15 protein-coding genes and 1 pseudogene are annotated in these 16,659 nt (G+C 49.7%); 5 read left to right on the top strand and 11 right to left on the bottom strand.

Translation table 11 applies throughout. The features are described 5' to 3' along the window. Window positions 1-67: 67 nt before the first annotated feature. The 6 genes and pseudogenes from Q0438_RS03855 to Q0438_RS03830 all read right to left on the bottom strand — a co-directional run bounded on the left by Q0438_RS03855 (window position 68) and on the right by Q0438_RS03830 (window position 7,839). Window positions 68-871 (bottom strand): methyltransferase domain-containing protein, encoded by an 804-nt coding sequence (locus Q0438_RS03855; protein WP_299187578.1) that lies wholly within the window; start codon window positions 869-871, stop codon window positions 68-70. Between the two features lie 228 nt (window positions 872-1,099). Then, window positions 1,100-1,672 (bottom strand): annotated as a pseudogene (locus tag Q0438_RS03850) (tRNA (uridine(54)-C5)-methyltransferase TrmA); the annotation flags it as partial. Further along, window positions 1,669-3,369, bottom strand: a complete 1,701-nt coding sequence (locus tag Q0438_RS03845) for a Na+/H+ antiporter NhaC family protein (protein ID WP_299187556.1) — start codon at window positions 3,367-3,369, stop codon at window positions 1,669-1,671. The gene Q0438_RS03845 and the pseudogene Q0438_RS03850, both read right to left, overlap by 4 nt. A 420-nt stretch (window positions 3,370-3,789) precedes the next feature. After that, window positions 3,790-5,046, bottom strand: a complete 1,257-nt coding sequence (locus Q0438_RS03840) for an ankyrin repeat domain-containing protein (protein ID WP_299187554.1) — start codon at window positions 5,044-5,046, stop codon at window positions 3,790-3,792. Between the two features lie 387 nt (window positions 5,047-5,433). Next, window positions 5,434-7,611 carry a cation-translocating P-type ATPase gene (locus tag Q0438_RS03835; RefSeq protein ID WP_299187551.1) on the bottom strand — a complete coding sequence of 726 codons (2,178 nt, stop codon included), beginning with the start codon at window positions 7,609-7,611 and terminating at the stop codon, window positions 5,434-5,436. A 3-nt stretch (window positions 7,612-7,614) separates the two neighbouring features. After that, entirely contained in the window at window positions 7,615-7,839 is a 225-nt protein-coding gene (locus Q0438_RS03830; protein ID WP_299187549.1) for a heavy-metal-associated domain-containing protein, read from the bottom strand. 133 nt (window positions 7,840-7,972) lie between these two features. On the opposite strand from Q0438_RS03830, the gene Q0438_RS03825 reads away from it, so the two are divergent. The 3 genes from Q0438_RS03825 to acpS are packed head-to-tail and all read left to right on the top strand — an operon-like array spanning window position 7,973 to window position 9,613. Further along, window positions 7,973-8,707, top strand: coding sequence for a YebC/PmpR family DNA-binding transcriptional regulator (locus Q0438_RS03825; RefSeq protein WP_177388917.1), 735 nt, complete (start codon window positions 7,973-7,975; stop codon window positions 8,705-8,707). A gap of 8 nt (window positions 8,708-8,715) precedes the next feature. Next, window positions 8,716-9,204 (top strand): peptidylprolyl isomerase, encoded by a 489-nt coding sequence (locus Q0438_RS03820; RefSeq protein ID WP_299187547.1) that lies wholly within the window; start codon window positions 8,716-8,718, stop codon window positions 9,202-9,204. A 34-nt stretch (window positions 9,205-9,238) separates the two neighbouring features. Further along, window positions 9,239-9,613, top strand: a complete 375-nt coding sequence (gene acpS / locus Q0438_RS03815) for a holo-ACP synthase (protein WP_299187544.1) — start codon at window positions 9,239-9,241, stop codon at window positions 9,611-9,613. A 1,078-nt stretch (window positions 9,614-10,691) separates the two neighbouring features. On the opposite strand, the gene Q0438_RS03810 is transcribed toward acpS, so the two are convergent. Beyond that, window positions 10,692-12,035: a class II 3-deoxy-7-phosphoheptulonate synthase gene (locus Q0438_RS03810; RefSeq protein WP_298050363.1), complete on the bottom strand. Its 1,344-nt coding sequence runs from the start codon at window positions 12,033-12,035 to the stop codon at window positions 10,692-10,694. Window positions 12,036-12,139: 104 nt separating this feature from the next. Between Q0438_RS03810 and rarD the strand changes: the two genes are divergently transcribed. Together rarD and Q0438_RS03800 are read left to right on the top strand one after the other, a co-directional pair. Continuing rightward, on the top strand, window positions 12,140-13,012 hold the full coding sequence (gene rarD / locus Q0438_RS03805; protein WP_299187542.1) for an EamA family transporter RarD: 873 nt from the start codon (window positions 12,140-12,142) through the stop codon (window positions 13,010-13,012). Beyond that, the gene (locus Q0438_RS03800) at window positions 13,005-13,415 is read left to right on the top strand and encodes a hypothetical protein (protein WP_299187540.1); all 411 of its coding nucleotides are present in this window, start codon (window positions 13,005-13,007) and stop codon (window positions 13,413-13,415) included. The genes rarD and Q0438_RS03800 overlap by 8 nt, the downstream gene beginning before the upstream one ends. A gap of 270 nt (window positions 13,416-13,685) precedes the next feature. Here Q0438_RS03800 and Q0438_RS03795 read toward each other — a convergent pair whose 3' ends face one another. From Q0438_RS03795 to Q0438_RS03780, 4 genes are all read right to left on the bottom strand, one after another. Then, on the bottom strand, window positions 13,686-15,125 hold the full coding sequence (locus Q0438_RS03795; protein ID WP_299187538.1) for an ankyrin repeat domain-containing protein: 1,440 nt from the start codon (window positions 15,123-15,125) through the stop codon (window positions 13,686-13,688). A 434-nt stretch (window positions 15,126-15,559) separates the two neighbouring features. After that, window positions 15,560-15,784 carry a hypothetical protein gene (locus tag Q0438_RS03790; protein WP_299187535.1) on the bottom strand — a complete coding sequence of 75 codons (225 nt, stop codon included), beginning with the start codon at window positions 15,782-15,784 and terminating at the stop codon, window positions 15,560-15,562. 16 nt (window positions 15,785-15,800) lie between these two features. Next, window positions 15,801-16,028 carry a chemotaxis protein gene (locus Q0438_RS03785; RefSeq protein ID WP_299187533.1) on the bottom strand — a complete coding sequence of 76 codons (228 nt, stop codon included), beginning with the start codon at window positions 16,026-16,028 and terminating at the stop codon, window positions 15,801-15,803. A 224-nt stretch (window positions 16,029-16,252) separates the two neighbouring features. Continuing rightward, window positions 16,253-16,659 (bottom strand): 4Fe-4S dicluster domain-containing protein (locus Q0438_RS03780; protein ID WP_299187531.1); only part of this gene is annotated, 407 nt, incomplete at its 5' end.

Raw genomic sequence — 16,659 nt, 5'->3', positions numbered from 1 at the left:
TACATATTTTAGGCGAAATTTTATCCCGCGCGCAGCCTAAATCCGCAGCTTCGGTCTGGGCTCACGCCTAGCTCCTACGCCGCAGCAGCACGCCGCATTCAATATGGCTCGTATGCGCGAACTGATCGAAGATCGCAAACCTCTGCACCTCGTGCGTAGCGCAAAGCGAGCGTAAATTTTCAAAAAGCGTCTGCGGGTTACAGGAGATGTAGATCAAATTTTGAAAATTTTTTATGAAATCAATCACGCTAGGCTCCAGCCCCGCTCGCGGCGGATCAATCAAGACGTGCGAAAAATCGTAACCGAAAATATCGATCCCCTTTAGCCGCTCAAACTCGCGCCGCCGCGCAAACGCGCTCATCAGCTCATCTGCGCTAAGACGGACAAATTGCGCGTTGCAAATGCCGTTGAGCTCGCAGTTTATGCGCGCATTCGCAATCGAGTTTTTTGAAATTTCGCTCGCCAGCACGCGGTTAAATTTAGCCGCAAGCGGGATGGTGAAGTTGCCGTGCCCGCAGTACAGCTCCAGCAGATCGCGCGCGGCGGAGCTTTCTAGGCGCACGGCATATTTTTCGCAGCTCGAATTTTGTGCTACGGACTGCTCGTGGCTCGAATTTTGCGCGATGAGTTTTTCGCAGGCTGAATTTTGCACGCTTTGCTTTTCGCAATCCAAATTTTTCGTGGCGGAATTTTGTGCGTCCAAATCCTTGCGAGTGAAATTCTCATCCGTAGAGCTCTCGCATGCGGACGCGCGGTTAAATTTCGCGGAATTTTCGCCGCTACATTCTGCGCAAGCGGAATTTGCTTCAACAGAATTCTGGCAAGCGGCATCCAATTCGGTGGAATTTTTAGAAGCGAAATTTCGATCCATAGAATTTTGCGTAGCAAACTGCTCGCAGCTCGAATTTTGCTCGGCGGAATTCTTTGCTATGGAATTTTTTACGACGGAATTCTGCGAGGCAAAATTTTTTTCAGTAAAATTCCTAGCGGCGGAATTCTGTGCGCTACACCCCTCGCTCGCGCCATCTTTGCCGAAGTCCACGCAGCTTCTCGCCCAGGCGATCATCTTTTCGTTCACGCCGCGGTTGGGCTGGATGAAGGCGTTTTCGCCGAAGCGAAATTTATAAACTCGCCCGTCCACGCAAAGCTCGTCTGTGAGGCTTAGCTCGCCGCTTAGCAGCTTCTGTCCGCGCGCGCGAGCCATAACCCTGATGTCAAGTTTGCCCGCCAGCTCACAAATCGCCTCCTGCTCGCGCTCGCCCAGGCGCTTGTGATAAAGCAGCGTCACCAAAATCCCGCTGGCGCACGAAATAAACTCGACGCCGAAGAGCCTTTCTTTTAAAGCTTCGTTCCACCTAAGCGCCTCTAGCAGCCGCGGCATTAAATTTGCGATAGGAAGCGCTACCTTGGGGCATTCGTTAATTAAAATTTTCTTGCTACGTGCGCCGCCCATCGTGTAAGCAAGATCAAATACGCTATGCCAAATATCGTGCCAGATGCCAAATTCCGCCCTGATACGATAATTTTGCGGCTGTGAGGCAAAAAACTCAAACTCGCCGCCAAAAAATTCTCTGAACTTATCGCTTATCAGACGCTTTTTGTATGAAATTTGATCCTCATAGGGCTCACCGAGCGTGCAGCTGCCGCAACTACCGAAGCTTTCGCAGTTCATACATCCACTCTTTTACCAACCGTGCGCAGTAAAAGAATGATAGCCGCGATACCCAAGATCAGACATCCCCACACGCTAAGCCCAAAGCCCGCAGGCAGGTAGCCGCAAACGATACTGATGCCGCAAACAACCAGCGCATAGGTCATCTGCGTGCTTACGTGCTCGATATGATCGCAGCCTGCGCCCATCGAAGAGAGGATCGTCGTATCCGAAATCGGCGAGCAGTGATCGCCGAAGATCGCCCCCGTAAGTACTGCGCTGATGTTTACGCACATGAAAACGTGAAATTCCTCGCCGCTAAGTCCGTATTTTTGCCCCACGGCGTGCGCTAACGGTACGGCCAGAGGGGTGACGATGCCCATAGTACCGAAGCTCGTGCCGGTGGAAAATGAGATAAACGAGCTAAGCACGAAGATCACGATCGCAAGAGCAAAGCGCGGCGTAGCATCGCTTAGAAGCTCGACCAAGTAGCGCGAAGTGCCGAGCTCTTTGATAACCGAGCTAAGCGACCACGCAAAAAGCAGGATTATGACGGTATTTAGCATACTTTTCCAGCCGCCCACCCAGACCTCGATCGCCTCTTTGACGCCGTAAATTTTTTGCGCGATCCCCAAAACGACGGCGATGATTGACGAAAAGAGCGCGGATTGAAACAGCACGACCGAGGCGTCCGCCGCGCTAAAAGCGGTACGGATCGAAGTAAAGCTAAGAGGAGCTGCCTTGACCGCCTCGAAAGCCTCGCCCTCCAGCGAGCTGTAGCCGTTTAGATAAAATCCGATGACTGAAAGAACGATCATCGCGCCTAGCGGGATCAGCGCGTTTATCTTGCGAAGCACGACGCCCTCTTTGGGTACGAAAATTTGATCCTCTAAATTTTTGATTTTAAAATCCGCAGCTCCGCTCTTACCGCCGCGAGATGCGATCTCTGCGCGATACATCGAGCCAAACTCCCTGCTCATCACGGCGGTGGCGACTACAAAAAAGATCATAAAAATATTATAAAATCTATACGGGATCGTCTCAACGAAGACGGTGAAGGCGTTTATGTTTTCTATGCCGATCTGTGAGTAGGCCTCTTTGATCGCCGAAATTTCGACTCCGACCCAGGTGGAGATCACCGCGATGCCGGTAATCGGCGCGGCGGTCGCGTCGATGATGAAGGCGAATTTCGCGCGCGAAATTTTAAATTTATCCATAAGCGGTCGCATGATAGGGCCCACGATCAGCGCGTTTGCGTAATCGTCGAAAAATATCACGATACCCATCAGCCAAGTATAAATTTGACCCAAAACTGGGGTGTCTGCGTGCTTGCTAAGCCAAAGCGCAAGCGCCTTCGTACCGCCGCTTTTGGTAACCAGAGCGATGAGCCCGCCGATACACATAACCTGAAGCAAAATACCCGCATTCCACGTATCCGCCATCGATTTTACCATACGCGAGCACAGATCGGTAAAAGCAAAAAGCGCCGAAGCTGCGATATTTTGATCGACCATACCGATAAGAAAGGTTCCGCTTAGCACGCCCAAAAACAGCGACAAAATCACGTCTTTGGTGATAAAAGCAAGCACGATCGCCGCAACCGGCGGGATAAGCGTCAGCACGCCGTAAAGCTCGCTGTTTCGCACGGCTGGCTCCACGTCCGCAAGCGCCAGCGCGGGCAAAAAAATCGCCGTAAAAATAAGCAAATTTTTTAACATTTTAATCCTTGATATGGTTGATAAAATTTTAAAGCTTAGCCCGCATTTGGACTAAGCTTTAAAATTTCGCGCCTGCTACGGCTGCCGATCTCATATTTGCGCAGATCCGCTTTCGTGCGCGCAAAGGGCTTTAAATTTTAAATCCGGCGATTCGGATCTCACGCGGCAAGGCCTTAAATTTTAAAATTTAAAGCACGCAAATTCGCTCCGCGTAAATTTAAAATTTAAAACTCAAAGCGAAGCGGCGTAAAATTTGCCCGCCTTGAAATTTTAAAATTTTAAGACGCGGCAAGCGGCGCAGAAGCCGCTTCTTTTTAAAATTTTGAAATTTTAAAATTTAAAAACAAGCGTCCGTTTTAAACTTCGTCGCAAACGAAATTTTATCGCTAAAAGCCGCATGCAAGCAGATCGCGCTTTAGATTAAAGCTCATTCTCCTTTGCGGGCTCTCCGTCCGAGCCCTCATCGTCCAGGCTCTCGCTAGGCTTTAGACCGATCGATTTCAGATAGCTCTGCGTCTGCGCATCGCCCCCTAAAATCGCATAGTCCATCACATTTAGACCTGCCTCGTCGCTTAACTTTTCGTTGGCTCCCGATCTTACTAAAAGCTCGACGATCTGCTTGGTGCCGTTTTGCGCAGCATACATCAGCAGAGTCTCACCCGCGCCTGCAAACGTAAAGGTGCAGGTATCCTCGGTGCCACCCAAAGACGCCAGCGCCTGCATCTCGGTGCTGCTTATCTGCCTTACGTTCACGCTTGCGTGGTTGTAGATAAGCAGCTTCACGAGCTCGTAGTTTTTCATCGCTACGGCGTAAAAGATCGGCGTTTGGCCGAGGGAATTTTTATAATTTACCTGCGCACCTTTCGAGATCATAAACTTGGCGTTTTCGATACTGCTCATCGCGTAAAACAGCGAGTTTTCCTCGCCCGCATTCACCTGCGCGCCGTGCTCGATCAAAGTGGAGATAAAGCGCTTATCATAACCCAGCAAAAGCGCCAAATCAAGGGCATCGTCAAGCTCATACGAGGCGAAACTTTTGCTAAATAAAAGCGCGTTAAATTCATCCGCGCTCACGCCCTGCTTAAGCGCAAGCTCAAGCTCGCTGCGCGCGCCTACTTCGCGATCGTTTGCGGCGTATGAGGTAAACTCGGCGATCACGGCACTAGCCAGCTCGTCCGCTCTAGCGTCATCGAAGCTTGCAGCGAAGTGTGCTTTTAGCGCCTGCTTCGCCGCTGCGAGCTCGATTTTGAAATTTCGGTAATTTATAAAATTTCCGATCTTTCGCTCGGAGTAAAATTCTAAAACTTCAAACGATTTTTCGCTGGTTTGCGCGTAGTTTTTCTCTTTGGCGTAGCTCAAAAAGCCCTCGCCGTCCATCCCCGCAAATGCAAGCACGCGCTCGAACTTCTTTTCATTGACCAGGGCTTTATTGCCGACGCAATCGACGTTTTCGCCTCTGATTTCGGCCGCGCTCTGCCTTAAGTTTTGCAAAAAAGGGGCGTTAAGCAGCGAGCCTTGACAGCCAAAATCGCTTTGCAGCAACTCCTCGTCGCTCAAACTCGCGCCGAAAAATCCGCGCGCATCCTCCTGCATCTGCTCGCAAGAAGCGCCAAAAAGCGTGCCGCAAAAAACAAACGAACCCATTAGAATTTTTCGCATCGCTACCTCGAATTGCATTTGAAGCGTTATTTTACCTTTAAATTTATTTATTAAAACTTAGTGCGGGCGGTGGACTGCACGAAATTTCTTTAAGCTCTATGGAATTTCGCGAAATTTTTGAAATTTTGCGACGTAGCGGCGCGGCGGCGGGTGGCGTTAAGCGACGGATAGTTAGCGGCGTAGCGACGGGCGACGCTTATGTGAGCACGGCGGCGGGTTTCTTTAAAATTTTAAATTTATGCGCGGGCTGGCGGTAAAATAGAATTTTGCAAGCCGTACAAATCTAGCGGAATTCCGCGCGCGATCGCGCAATTAACTTGCCGAATAAAATTTTATGCGCTCTTCGCGAAGTAGAATTAAAATTTCACCGCGCAAAATTCCGCGCCTATCGCAAATTTCGCCGCGTTAAAATTTAGCAAATTTTAATCTGGTGGAATTTAGCACGACCGTTACGGAGCTAAAGCACATCGCCGTGGCGCCGTACATCGGCTTTAGAAGCACGCCGAGCGCTGGATATAGCGCGCCTGCCGCGATCGGGATACACACGGCGTTGTAAAATAGCGCCCAGAAGAGGTTTTGCTTGATCGTCCGCATTGCGGCGCCGCCTAGGCGGAATAGATACAGCACGCTTTCAAGGTCGTTTTTTATAAAAATCACGTCGCCCGCGCCCTTGGCTACGTCGCTGCCGCCGTTCATCGCGACGCCGATACTAGCGGCTTTTAAGCTCGGTGCGTCATTGACGCCGTCGCCCACGAAAAGCACCCGCTTGCCTTCGTCGGTCAAGGATTTGATGAACTCATATTTGCCGCTTGGAAGCACTCCGCTTCTTACCTCGTCGATGCCGAGGTTTTGAGCGACGAAATTTGCCGTTTTGGCGTTATCGCCCGTTAGCATGACGGTTTTTACGCCGCTTTTTTGCAGCGCCTGCACGACGCCGCGCGCTTCGGCTCTGATCTCGTCGCTAAATGCGATGAAGCCCGCGTATGAGCCGCCTATCGCGCAGTAAACGACGCCGAAGCCCTTGTCTAAAAGCTCCTCCGCTTCTACTTCGACGCCCGCATCCACGCCGCGCTCGCGCAAAAAGCCCGCGCTGCCGCAAAGAATTTCGCCGGTGGGATTTTTAGCTACGATACCTTTTCCCGCGATGCTTTCGAACTCGCCGTTAAATTTAGAAATTTCGCCGAATTTCAGCTCGGCAAATTTTACGATCGCCTTTGAGATCGGATGCTCGCTAAGCTTTTGCGCGCTTGCTAAAGCATAGAGATCCTGGGCGCTCAGATCGCTGAAGCTTACCGAAATTTCGCCCTTGCTAAGCGTGCCGGTTTTATCGAAAACCGCGACGTCGGCGCCTTTTAAAATTTCTAAAATTTCGGGATTTTTGATTAAAATTCCAGCCTTTGCAGCGTTTGAGATCGCGCAAACGATCGCGATCGGCGTCGCAAGACCTAGCGCGCACGGGCAGGAGATGATAAGCACGCAGATAGCGGCGGATGCGGCGTATGGGAGCCGTCCGTCAAGCGCGATCCACGTTATAAAGCTAGCAAGCGCGATCAAAATCACCGCGGGCACGAAGATATTTGAAATTTTATCCGCAAAGCGCGCGATCGGCATCTTTTTGTTGCCCGCCTCGTTTAGCAGATTTTTAATCTCGGCAAGCAGCGTCTGATGCGAAAATTTCGTCACCTTTACGTAGATGACGCCGTCCGTGCTGACACAGCCTGCGTTTACCTCATCGCCCACGCCTTTATAAACTGCCAAGCTCTCGCCGCTGATGAGAGAGGCGTCGATCTGCGCGCCGCCCTCGACGATAAGCCCGTCGCATGGGATGCGCGAGCCGTTTTTTACTAGCACCTTATCGCCCGGCTTTAACGCTTCTGCGCGCACTTCGGCTATCGTGCCGTCGTCTTTGATCAAAAGCGCGGTTTTGGGGCTTAGATCGATTAGCCCCTTAATATAGTCGTTCGCCTTCATCTTGCTGCGCTCTTCGAGGTATTTACCGAGCGAGATAAAGGCGATTATCATCGAGGCGGAGGAGAAATAAAGATTGGTAAATTCGTTCTGCGCGCCGTGCGTATAGACCCACGCCGCGGCCGTTAGCGAATAGGCAAACGCGAAAAAGCTTCCCATCGCCACGAGCACGTTCATATCAAAGCTTCTGTTTTTCAGAGAGCCGTAAGCGTGATAAAAGAAGTTCTTGCCGCAGTAAAATAGGCTCACGCACGCCATCGCCGCGCAAAGTAGCGCCTTTGGGACGAAGCCTAAAAAACCGCTCATCTCCACTGCCATTACAGCCGCGGCTAAAATGAGAGCGAGAATAAGCCTAAATAGCGCCGCTTTGAGGTTGCGCCGCTTTTTGCGCTCCAAATCCTCGTAATCCACGGCGATGTCGTAGCCCAGCTTTTTGATCTTGGCTTTTAGCGTCTCCTCAAGCGCCGGATCAGCAAGTACGAACTCGCCACTGCCGTTTGCGAAATTTACGTGCGCCTCCTGCACCCCCTCGATCTTGCGACTTACCCGCTCGATCGCATTGGAGCAGTTTACGCAGCTCATCCCGACGATATTTAGAGTGATTTTGCTTGGCATCCGTTAGTTCGCGCAGGCTAGCTTTTCTGCGATGCTAAAGCCCAAATCGTCCATCTCCTCTTTAAATTTAGCCTCGTCGCTCGGATCTAAGCTTAAACTCACCACTCCGCTTGCTACGTCCACCTCAATCTCGCCGAAATCATCCTTTAACGCGTTTTTGATCGTCCTCGCGCAGTTTTCGCAGTGGATATTTTGCGCCTTAAATTTTACGCTTTGTTTCAAAGCCATGGGTCTCTCCTTTGGATTAAAATTTCAAAACTTATACTACTTTTTAATAAATTTTATTTCAACGCCCGCTCCTGAAATTTAAGGGTTTTTCGTTATAATCACCCGTTTTTAAATTTAAGCTTTAAGGAATTTTATGGGACGAGCTTTTGAATACAGACGCGCTTCAAAAGAAGCTAGATGGGGGAAGATGAGCAAACTTTTCCCAAAACTGGGCAAGGCCATAACGATGGCGGCGAAAGAGGGCGGCGAAGATCCGCTGATGAATTCCAAACTGCGCGCCGCGATCGCCACGGCAAAGGCGCAAAATATGCCCAAAGACAACATCGACGCGGCTATCAAGCGCGCAAGCGGCAAGGATAGCGCCGATATCAAAACGATCTTTTACGACGGCAAGGCGCCCCACGGCGCACTTCTCATAATCGAATGCGCCACCGACAACCCGACCCGCACCGTCGCGAACGTAAAGTCGATTTTAAATAAAGCCAAGGGCGAGTTTTTGCCGAGCGGCAGTTTGAAATTTATGTTTTCGCACAAGGCCGTTTTTGAGACCAAGCTGCCGAGCCGCGACATCGAGGAGCTGGAGCTTGAACTCATCGACTTCGGTCTTAGCGAGCTTGAGATCAACGAGTTTGAAAACGATAAAGGCGAGCTCGAAAAGACGCTACTAATCTACGGCGAATACGAAAGCTTCGGCACTCTAAACGAGGGTATCGAAAAGATAGGGCTTGAGATCATCAGCGCAAGCTTAAAATTCGTCGCCAACGAAAAGCACGAGTTTAGCGAGGAGCAGCTTGGCGACATAGACGCGCTGCTCGAGCGGCTAGAGGATGACGACGACGTGCAGGCAGTTTACACCAATATCGCATAGGAGAAAAAATGGAAAGCTTAAAAATTTACGACATCGACACGGCGGCTTTGGCGCGCGATAAATACGCCGTGATAAAGACCGAAAAGGGCGATATGAAGCTGGAGCTTTTCGGTGGCGAAGCTCCGCAGGCGGTTACGAATTTCGCTAGCCTCGCGCGCAGCGGGTTTTACAAGGGGCTAAATTTTCACCGCGTAATTCCAAATTTCGTAATTCAAGGCGGTTGTCCGCGCGGCACCGGCACGGGAGGCCCGGGCTGGCGCATAAAGTGCGAATGCGACCGCCAAAAGCACAAGCATGTGCGCGGCGCGCTATCGATGGCGCACGCGGGGCGCGATACTGGAGGGAGTCAGTTTTTCGTCTGCCACAGCGCGCAGCCGCACCTAGACGGTGTGCATACGGTGTTCGGACAAATCGTGGATCAGCCTAGCCTAGCGGTTTTGGACGCGATCAGGCAGGGCGATAAGATCATCGACGTCGAGATTAAAGAGAGCCTGTAATCATGATTAAATTTAAACCGCGGGGCGCCAGACCGTGATAAAGATCGGCACGGACATAACCGCAGTACGCAGGATCGCGGCGCTGCGCGCAAAATACGGCGCGAAATTTCTAAAGCGCATTTTGAAAAAATCCGAGCGCTCATCCGCGCTGCGCGACGAAAGTATCGCGGGCGTCTATGCCGCCAAAGAGGCGCTTAGCAAGGCGCTAGGCACCGGCATCGGCGCAGAATTCGGCTTTAAAGACGCTAAAATTTACAAAGACGCTCTGGGCGCGCCGCATCTAAAAATACGCAAAAAAATCCGTAAAAAATTTCATATCAAATCCGCTAGCCTCAGCATAACGCACGACGCAAACGTCGCAATCGCCGTAGTCGCACTGGTGCTAAAAAAATCCAAAAAACGAGCCTAAAATTTTAAAAAGCGATAAAAATTTTATCGCTTTTTTCTCGAGCGCGGGATTTTTAAATTTTAAAATCTCGCCCGGGTTGCGCGTCCTAGGAATTTTATCGCGCGATCGCGCAAGCAAAAACCTTGCGTAAATTTTGCGCGGCAGAATTTTGAAATTTCATTGCGCCGCAGAATTTTGATTTAAATTTGAGGCACGGAATTTTATAGCGTCACGATACGCGACGGCGTAACTCAAAGAATTTCAACCTGAATTTTAGAAGCAGAAAGATATATTTTCGGTTTAAAATTTGCTGCGAAATCGCGCTCTAAAATTTAAAGTAGACGCAAAGCCGCTTTCGTCCGACGCACGTATCATCAAGGATTTTTATGAGCCGACCGAACATACATCGCCGCGGCGGCGTCTGTTTGTCGCGCCCATCTCGAGCAAGAGGCTTTTTTGCCGTACTTATGCCGAATGCCGCAGATAACGCGGCGTTCTCTATTGCTATGTGCGAAAAAATGGAGGCGAGTTTATGTCGCTGCATTTACCGCTTAGTCTGGCGCTAGCTTGAGCGTGCACGGATAAGCGGCGCGCACAGTAGCGAGCGATCAAAATTTACACGACGAAATTTTAAAGATGAAATTCCGCGGGCTGCAAATTTAGCGCTAAATTTTTAAAATTTCACGGCGGCTCAAATTTTAAAATTCCATGCAGGGCGGATTTAAAATTTTAAGCCAGCAAGCCCGTGAGGATAAATTTAGCCGCCAAGAAGTTTGCAAGTCTCTGCAAAGTGGAATTTTATCACGGCGCGGCGCCGCAAAATTTTCAATTGCACGTATTTTAGCGGCGGGCTTACGCGGCTTACGTTTTCGCGCGAGGTATAAATTTTAATTGTCTATATTTCGGCCGCTTTAAGACTGCGCCCGAAGCCGCCGCATTTAGAGCAGGGTAAATTTAAATCGCTCGCGCCAAGCTACGATTAAATTTCAAGCGTTTTAAGCGCAAAGCGCGGTCACGGCGCTAGCTTGCGTCAAAATACCCCCAAACTACGACTAAAATTCCAAGCCTCGACCGAATTTTACGCGCAATGAAAGGCGGACTACTCCGCCTTTTTTAGATTATCGGCGAGCAAAAACGCAAGCTCCAGCGCCTGATCTGCGTTTAGGCGCGGATCGCACTGCGTTTCGTAGCGCTGTTTTAGCGTCTCTTGCGTCACGTTAAACGAGCCGCCCGTGCACTCGGTGACGTTTTGACCGGTCATCTCAAGGTGAATGCCGCCCGCATGCGTGCCCTCCGCGGCGTGGATCTCGAAAAAGCTCTGAACTTCACTTAAAATTTTAGAAAATTCGCGCGTTTTATAGCCGTTCGCGGCCTTGACGGTGTTGCCGTGCATCGGATCGATGCTGTATAGGATCGCCCTGCCCTCACGCTTTAGCTCGCGCAAAATTTGCGGCAGCCGCGCACCGATCTTATCCGCGCCCATGCGGATGATGACGTTTAGCCTGCCCGCTTCGTTTTGCGGATTGAGTTTGTCGCAAAGGCGCAAAATTTCATCCGCAGTGCCGCTTGGGCCGATCTTGACGCCGAGAGGGTTTTTGATACCGCTTAAAAAATGCACGTGCGCATCGTCCGCGCCGCGCGTGCGCTCGCCGATCCAAAGCATGTGCGCCGAGCAGTCGTACCAATCGCCGCTGGTACTGTCGATGCGCGTCAGGCACTCCTCGTAGTGTAGCAGCAGCGCCTCGTGCGAGGTGTAAAGCACCGTCTCGGCAAGGCTCGGAGAATTTGCGGCGCTCAGTCCGCACGCCTCCATAAATTTTAGCGTGCGCGAAATTTCATCGCTGAGCTCGTTAAATTTAGCCTCCAGCTCGCCCTTTTTCAAAAAGCCTAAATTCCACTTATGCACCTCGTGCAGGTTCGCAAGACCGCCGCGAGAAAAGGCGCGCAGAAGATTTAGCGTCGAAGCGCTTTGATGATACGCCTCGATCATGCGAGCGGGATCTGGCTTGCGCGCCGCTTCGCTAAACTCAAAGCCGTTGATTATGTCGCCGCGGTAGCTAGGCAGACTCACGCCGCCCACCTCCTCAAAGTCGCTGCTGCGCGGCTTTGCGAACTGCCCTGCGATACGGCCTACCTTAACGACGGGGCAGCCCGCCGCAAAGGTAAGAATGATCGCCATCTGAAGCATTACTTTAAACATATCGCGGATATTATTCGCGCTAAAATCATTAAAGCTCTCCGCGCAATCGCCGCCTTGAAGCAGAAACGACTTGCCTTCGCTGGCGCGCGCAAGCTCGGCTTTTAGGTTGCGAACCTCGCCCGCAAAAATTAACGGCGGCAGCTTGTAAAGGCGCTCTTTAGCGGCCTGCACCGCACTTTCATCCTGATAAATCGGCTGCTGTAAAATTTTATAATCTTTCCACGACGTCCTACTCCAGCTCATAGCCCCTCCTTAAATTTCGTAAATCCCGCGATTATACCCAAATAAGCTTTTATTAACCCAAAAAATCTTAAAATAGCGCCTTTAGGCAATTTGGAAGGAATTTTATGGAAAACGACCGCTCGAAGGGACTGATGCTTGCATTTGCCACCTTTTTTATGTGGGGCGTTTTTCCGATATATTTTAAGCTCATACGGGGCGTGGATGCAGTGCAAATTTTAGCGCACCGCATCGTTTGGTCCTTCGTGCTGCTGCTTGTTTTTCTCTGCTTTACGCACCGTTTAAAAAACGTCGCGCGACTTCTTAGCGCCCCTAAAATCGCCCTTACGCTGCTTTGTACGGGACTACTTATCAGCACGAACTGGGGTATTTATATCTACGCGGTAAATTCCGATCAAATTTTAGCCACCAGCCTCGGATATTTTATAAATCCGCTATTTTCGGTGCTTTTGGGCGCTTTGTTTCTGCACGAACGGCTAAGCGCGGCGGCTAAGCTTTCCCTGCTGCTAGCCTTTGCGGCGATCGGCGTGCAAATTTACGCGTTGGGTAGGCTTCCTATAATCTCGCTCGTGCTACCGCTTAGCTTTGCATTTTACGGGCTCATACGCAAAAAAGTAAGCGTGCCTAGCTTTGAGGGGTTGTTTTGCGAGACGGCGCTGATGCTACTGCCCGCGCTTGCGTTTCTGATCTACTGCGCGCTGAAAGGAAGCGGCGCCTTCGGCTTTAGCACAAGCGGCGCGCTGCTGTTTGCAAGCGGACTGATTACTATTTTGCCGCTGCTTACCTTCGCCGTAAGCACGCAGTATCTGCCGTTATCCACGATCGGCTTTATGCAGTACATCAGCCCTAGCATGAGCATGCTGATCGCCGTATTTATCTACGGCGAGGAGCTTGAGACTTACAAAATTTTAAGCTTTTCGCTAATTTGGTTCGGGCTCGCGGTCGTGGGCTTGGACGGCTTAAGGAGAAAAAATGGCTAATTTCGCTTTGATGTTCGCAGTCGCCCTTGCGGTGGGCGCGCTCGTGTATTTTCAGGTCCAAAAGGCTTCCGCGCGCGCAGACGCCGCGGATCCCGAGCTTAGCTCGCAAAGGTATATGAAATTTTGCGATATTTTGGAGGGCAAACTACGAGATCTAAAGCGGCTTGAACTGCGCAATGAAAGCGCTCGCGAGAGCTATCTAGACGAGCTTGAGGCTCTTAGCAAGGAGCTGGTTTATATAAAAACGATGCATCAAAGCAACCTAAACCCCGCCGTGTGGGAGGGTAAGCTATTTGAGTTTCTAAATAAAACGGACGCTCTTATCGAAAAATACGCCGCGGACGCAAAGTGCGCACTGCAAGACTGGCGCAAGCAGCTGGAGATAGAATTTAAGAATTTGTAGCGCGAAATTTTAAGCGGCGAATTTCGCGGGGGTCTATATCAGGAGAGTTTTAGCGCCTAAATTTATATGATTTAATGCGCTGCAACTCTCGGAATTTTTAAAATTTACATACGTGCCGGAATTTTGTAAACCGCTTGCGTCATGGCGACAAAATTCCATGCATTTTATAAAGCAAAACGACGCAAATTTTAAATCGGCGTAATTTATAGAATTTTGCAAGATACATAGCAACCGCGAAGCCGATAATCGCGTCTGTAAATTTTATAGAATTTACTCATGGGCGGACGCGGTATCCGCAGCCTTGGATCCCGCTTGCTCTAGCTGCTTAGACGCATCGCGCCTTAAAATTTTATCATACTCCTCCACCTCTATCACCTTGCCCTCATACTCTATTTTAAGATTAAATTCCAAGCCTTCTAAGTGCAAATATCTAAAAAATTTATCCAGATCAAAGCCGCCCACGCCATTAAGCTCATCGCCGCAGATCGCAGAATAGCGCTTTATAAGCGTATCGTAGATACCCAGCAGCGCCGTATTCGGCGTTACCGAGCCGCATCTATTAAGATCGGGCAGCGAACCTGCGTTGAACATCATTGCACTCTTTTCCCAATCCTTTGGTTGCTCCGTCATATCAAACCTAACCATATCATAATTAAAACTACCTAATAAGGTCTGGTTCAAAATAATCTCATCGTAACAATAATTATCCATATGCTCTAGGTATCTTTTATTATGCTCTTTCAACAAATACAAATCATTGCGGCAATCATCGTATTGTTTTTGGATACGCTCATCGTCCGGAAGCCCGACCAAATCGTATTTAAGCAGCAAATTTAGCATACTTGCGTCATATCGCTGCGGTAGCATCTGATATATGGAGCAGTTCGGCTGCCGCTCATCCTTGCGAGGTTTGAAGGTGTAAGCGATACAATAATCGTCCGTCCAAGCGGTAATCTCAGGTCTTACGCCGCTGCTAAGCATAAGCTCCGTCATCTGCAAAAATCCACCCGCCACGGCGTAATAGAGCGGATCAGATACCGCGCTAATACCCTCGCTTTTAGGCGTTCCGTAATATGCCCTTACCTGTGCATCGCTAGTATCGGCGACCAAATAGGAATCGCGGTATCCCGGGGTTACAAGCCGCGTACGAACATATTTAACGCTAGAAAAGCTAGCTCCATGCTTAAGTAGAACTTCCACGGCGGCGGTAGAGTTATTTTCGATAGCATAGCTCAGCGCCGAATGAGAAAAATCGTCCGTGCGGTTGATATCCGCTCCGTGATAGATCAGCTCCTCGGTGGTGTTTGCATCGTTGTAAAAACTGGAATACATTATCGCCGTTATGCCAAAATGCAGCGGATCGCCCGCAGTAATGCGCTGCTCTTGCATAAATGCTAAAATACGCGCAGTGTCCTTGGAGTGCAAAAGCTTGCGGAAATACTCCATTCGCTCATCGCCCTGCACTACGCGCTCGTCTAAATCTAACTCGGCGCCCAGCCTTTCGTGCCAGTACCTCGCTCGTGCAGCGCGATCCTCATCCGTTAGCGGCCGATCGTAGGAGTTGCCGAAGGTCGCGACGCGGCTCGCCGTGGAATTTTGCGCGGGCTGAGTTTCGGATCTATCCATAAGTGCACCGCCTGCGATTAGGCAAAATACGCCCGCCGAAACAACCAAGCACGCTATGATGAGCTTGGATTTTATCTCCTTCAAAGCAACCTCCGCAAATAAAATGACAAATACTATCGAGTGTGAGCTTAGCCGAATATAAACGGGCGGAATTTCACAAGGCAATTTCGCTTGGGCGGAATTCGCAGGGCGAGATTTAAGAAGGTAAGGCGTGAAATTTTGTCGGTAGTATTTTATGGTAAATTAAAACCCGTCGTTTAGAATTTTAGGTTCAAATTTTAGCGGGCGTGAGTAAATCGGGCGCGGATCGCGTTTGGGGCATTTATGGGCCGCGATAAATTTAAAATTTCATGCATAGGCTGCGACGAATAGTGCAAATTAAGCGCAATTCGTATTTTGAAAATATCCTTGAGCGTGTTGGATCATCACAGAAGAGCGGCTTTGCCATAAAATTTTAAATTACGACAAAGCCTTCAAGCAATTAAAATTTAATCGGCGCGGCCTAAACGTCGTTAAATTTAGCAGTTATTTTGGCCTGAAGGGCTAGTAAATTCGCTATGCAGTCTTTTTTGAATTTCAAGAAATTTTTCCTTAGCGTCTTGAAGCTCTAAGCAGTACTCCTTAAACTTCGCATCATCCTTCGACATATCCGCAAAATCCTCGATCGAAGCGTCTATTTTACGGATAAATCGGAGCATGATTTCATCGCTCTTTTTAAGCATCTCTTCCGGTTTTATAGCCATGTCTGCTCCTTTTTGATCATTTTCTATATTCATCTTTTTTGCAGTTTTTCAGCTCCGAAAAATCTTGGTGCAATTTTTCGTGAAGACGAAATATCTGCAGTCCCGCCATAGCGAAATCTGAAAAATATGATCTAAATTTTGGATCTTCCTGCGTCAAATCTTTGAAATATTCAAGCAGCTTTCCGCCTTCGTAGATAATATCCACTATATCGTCGTCGCTTTTTTGCAATCTTTCGATATCCATGATCGCCTCCTTTGCTTCCGCTTGCGCGCTCTTTTAACAGATGCTCGTCCGCGTTATAAATTTGCGAGATACTATCACTTTGCGTCTTAATATAAACTAAATTTATGTATAGCCGTTCTCATAATCTATGAAATTTAAAATAGCTTGCGATGTAGAATTTTAAAATCTCGCAAATTCGCAAAGGGCGCAAATTTGCGAGATGAAAGCGGGGTCCCGCTTAAATTTTATTTGCCGCAGCCGCATTTGCCCTGAGCGGCAAGCTTGCGGCGGATATAGGCGATTTTGCTTTGAAGCGGAAGGTGCTTAGGGCAGTTATCCTCGCAGCCTAGCAGCGTCATACAGCCGAATACTCCGTCATCATCGCCGATTAGCTCGTAAAAATCCTCGTCGCTGCGTTTATCCAGCGCATCGATCTGAAAGCGCGCTATACGGTTGATACCGACGGCGCCGATGAAATCCTTTCGCATTATCGCGGTGCCGCAGCTCGCCACGCAGATGCCGCACTCGATGCATCGATCCAGCTCGAAAACCTCCTGCGCGACCTCTGGCTCGACCTTCTCCTCAAGCTTGGCGATATCGGTCTCGTGATCGGTGTGGATCCAGCTCTCTACGCGTTTGCTCATCGCGTTCA

This window comes from uncultured Campylobacter sp., assembly GCF_938030785.1.
Lineage (GTDB): Bacteria > Campylobacterota > Campylobacteria > Campylobacterales > Campylobacteraceae > Campylobacter_B.
Note: the sequence above shows the minus strand (reverse complement) of the source record. Positions and strands in the feature narration are given on the sequence as shown.

Coding starts and splice junctions, on each gene's coding strand:
- Q0438_RS03835 (WP_299187551.1), bottom strand. CDS start 7,611: ATGCCAAGCAAAATCACTCTAAATATCGTCGGGATGAGCTGCGTAAAC.
- Q0438_RS03855 (WP_299187578.1), bottom strand. CDS start 871: ATGGATCGAAATTTCGCTTCTAAAAATTCCACCGAATTGGATGCCGCT.
- Q0438_RS03785 (WP_299187533.1), bottom strand. CDS start 16,028: ATGGATATCGAAAGATTGCAAAAAAGCGACGACGATATAGTGGATATT.
- Q0438_RS03810 (WP_298050363.1), bottom strand. CDS start 12,035: ATGAGCTGGAGTAGGACGTCGTGGAAAGATTATAAAATTTTACAGCAG.
- Q0438_RS03790 (WP_299187535.1), bottom strand. CDS start 15,784: ATGGCTATAAAACCGGAAGAGATGCTTAAAAAGAGCGATGAAATCATG.
- Q0438_RS03830 (WP_299187549.1), bottom strand. CDS start 7,839: ATGGCTTTGAAACAAAGCGTAAAATTTAAGGCGCAAAATATCCACTGC.
- Q0438_RS03825 (WP_177388917.1), top strand. CDS start 7,973: ATGGGACGAGCTTTTGAATACAGACGCGCTTCAAAAGAAGCTAGATGG.
- Q0438_RS03800 (WP_299187540.1), top strand. CDS start 13,005: ATGGCTAATTTCGCTTTGATGTTCGCAGTCGCCCTTGCGGTGGGCGCG.
- rarD (WP_299187542.1), top strand. CDS start 12,140: ATGGAAAACGACCGCTCGAAGGGACTGATGCTTGCATTTGCCACCTTT.
- Q0438_RS03820 (WP_299187547.1), top strand. CDS start 8,716: ATGGAAAGCTTAAAAATTTACGACATCGACACGGCGGCTTTGGCGCGC.
- Q0438_RS03845 (WP_299187556.1), bottom strand. CDS start 3,369: ATGTTAAAAAATTTGCTTATTTTTACGGCGATTTTTTTGCCCGCGCTG.
- Q0438_RS03840 (WP_299187554.1), bottom strand. CDS start 5,046: ATGCAATTCGAGGTAGCGATGCGAAAAATTCTAATGGGTTCGTTTGTT.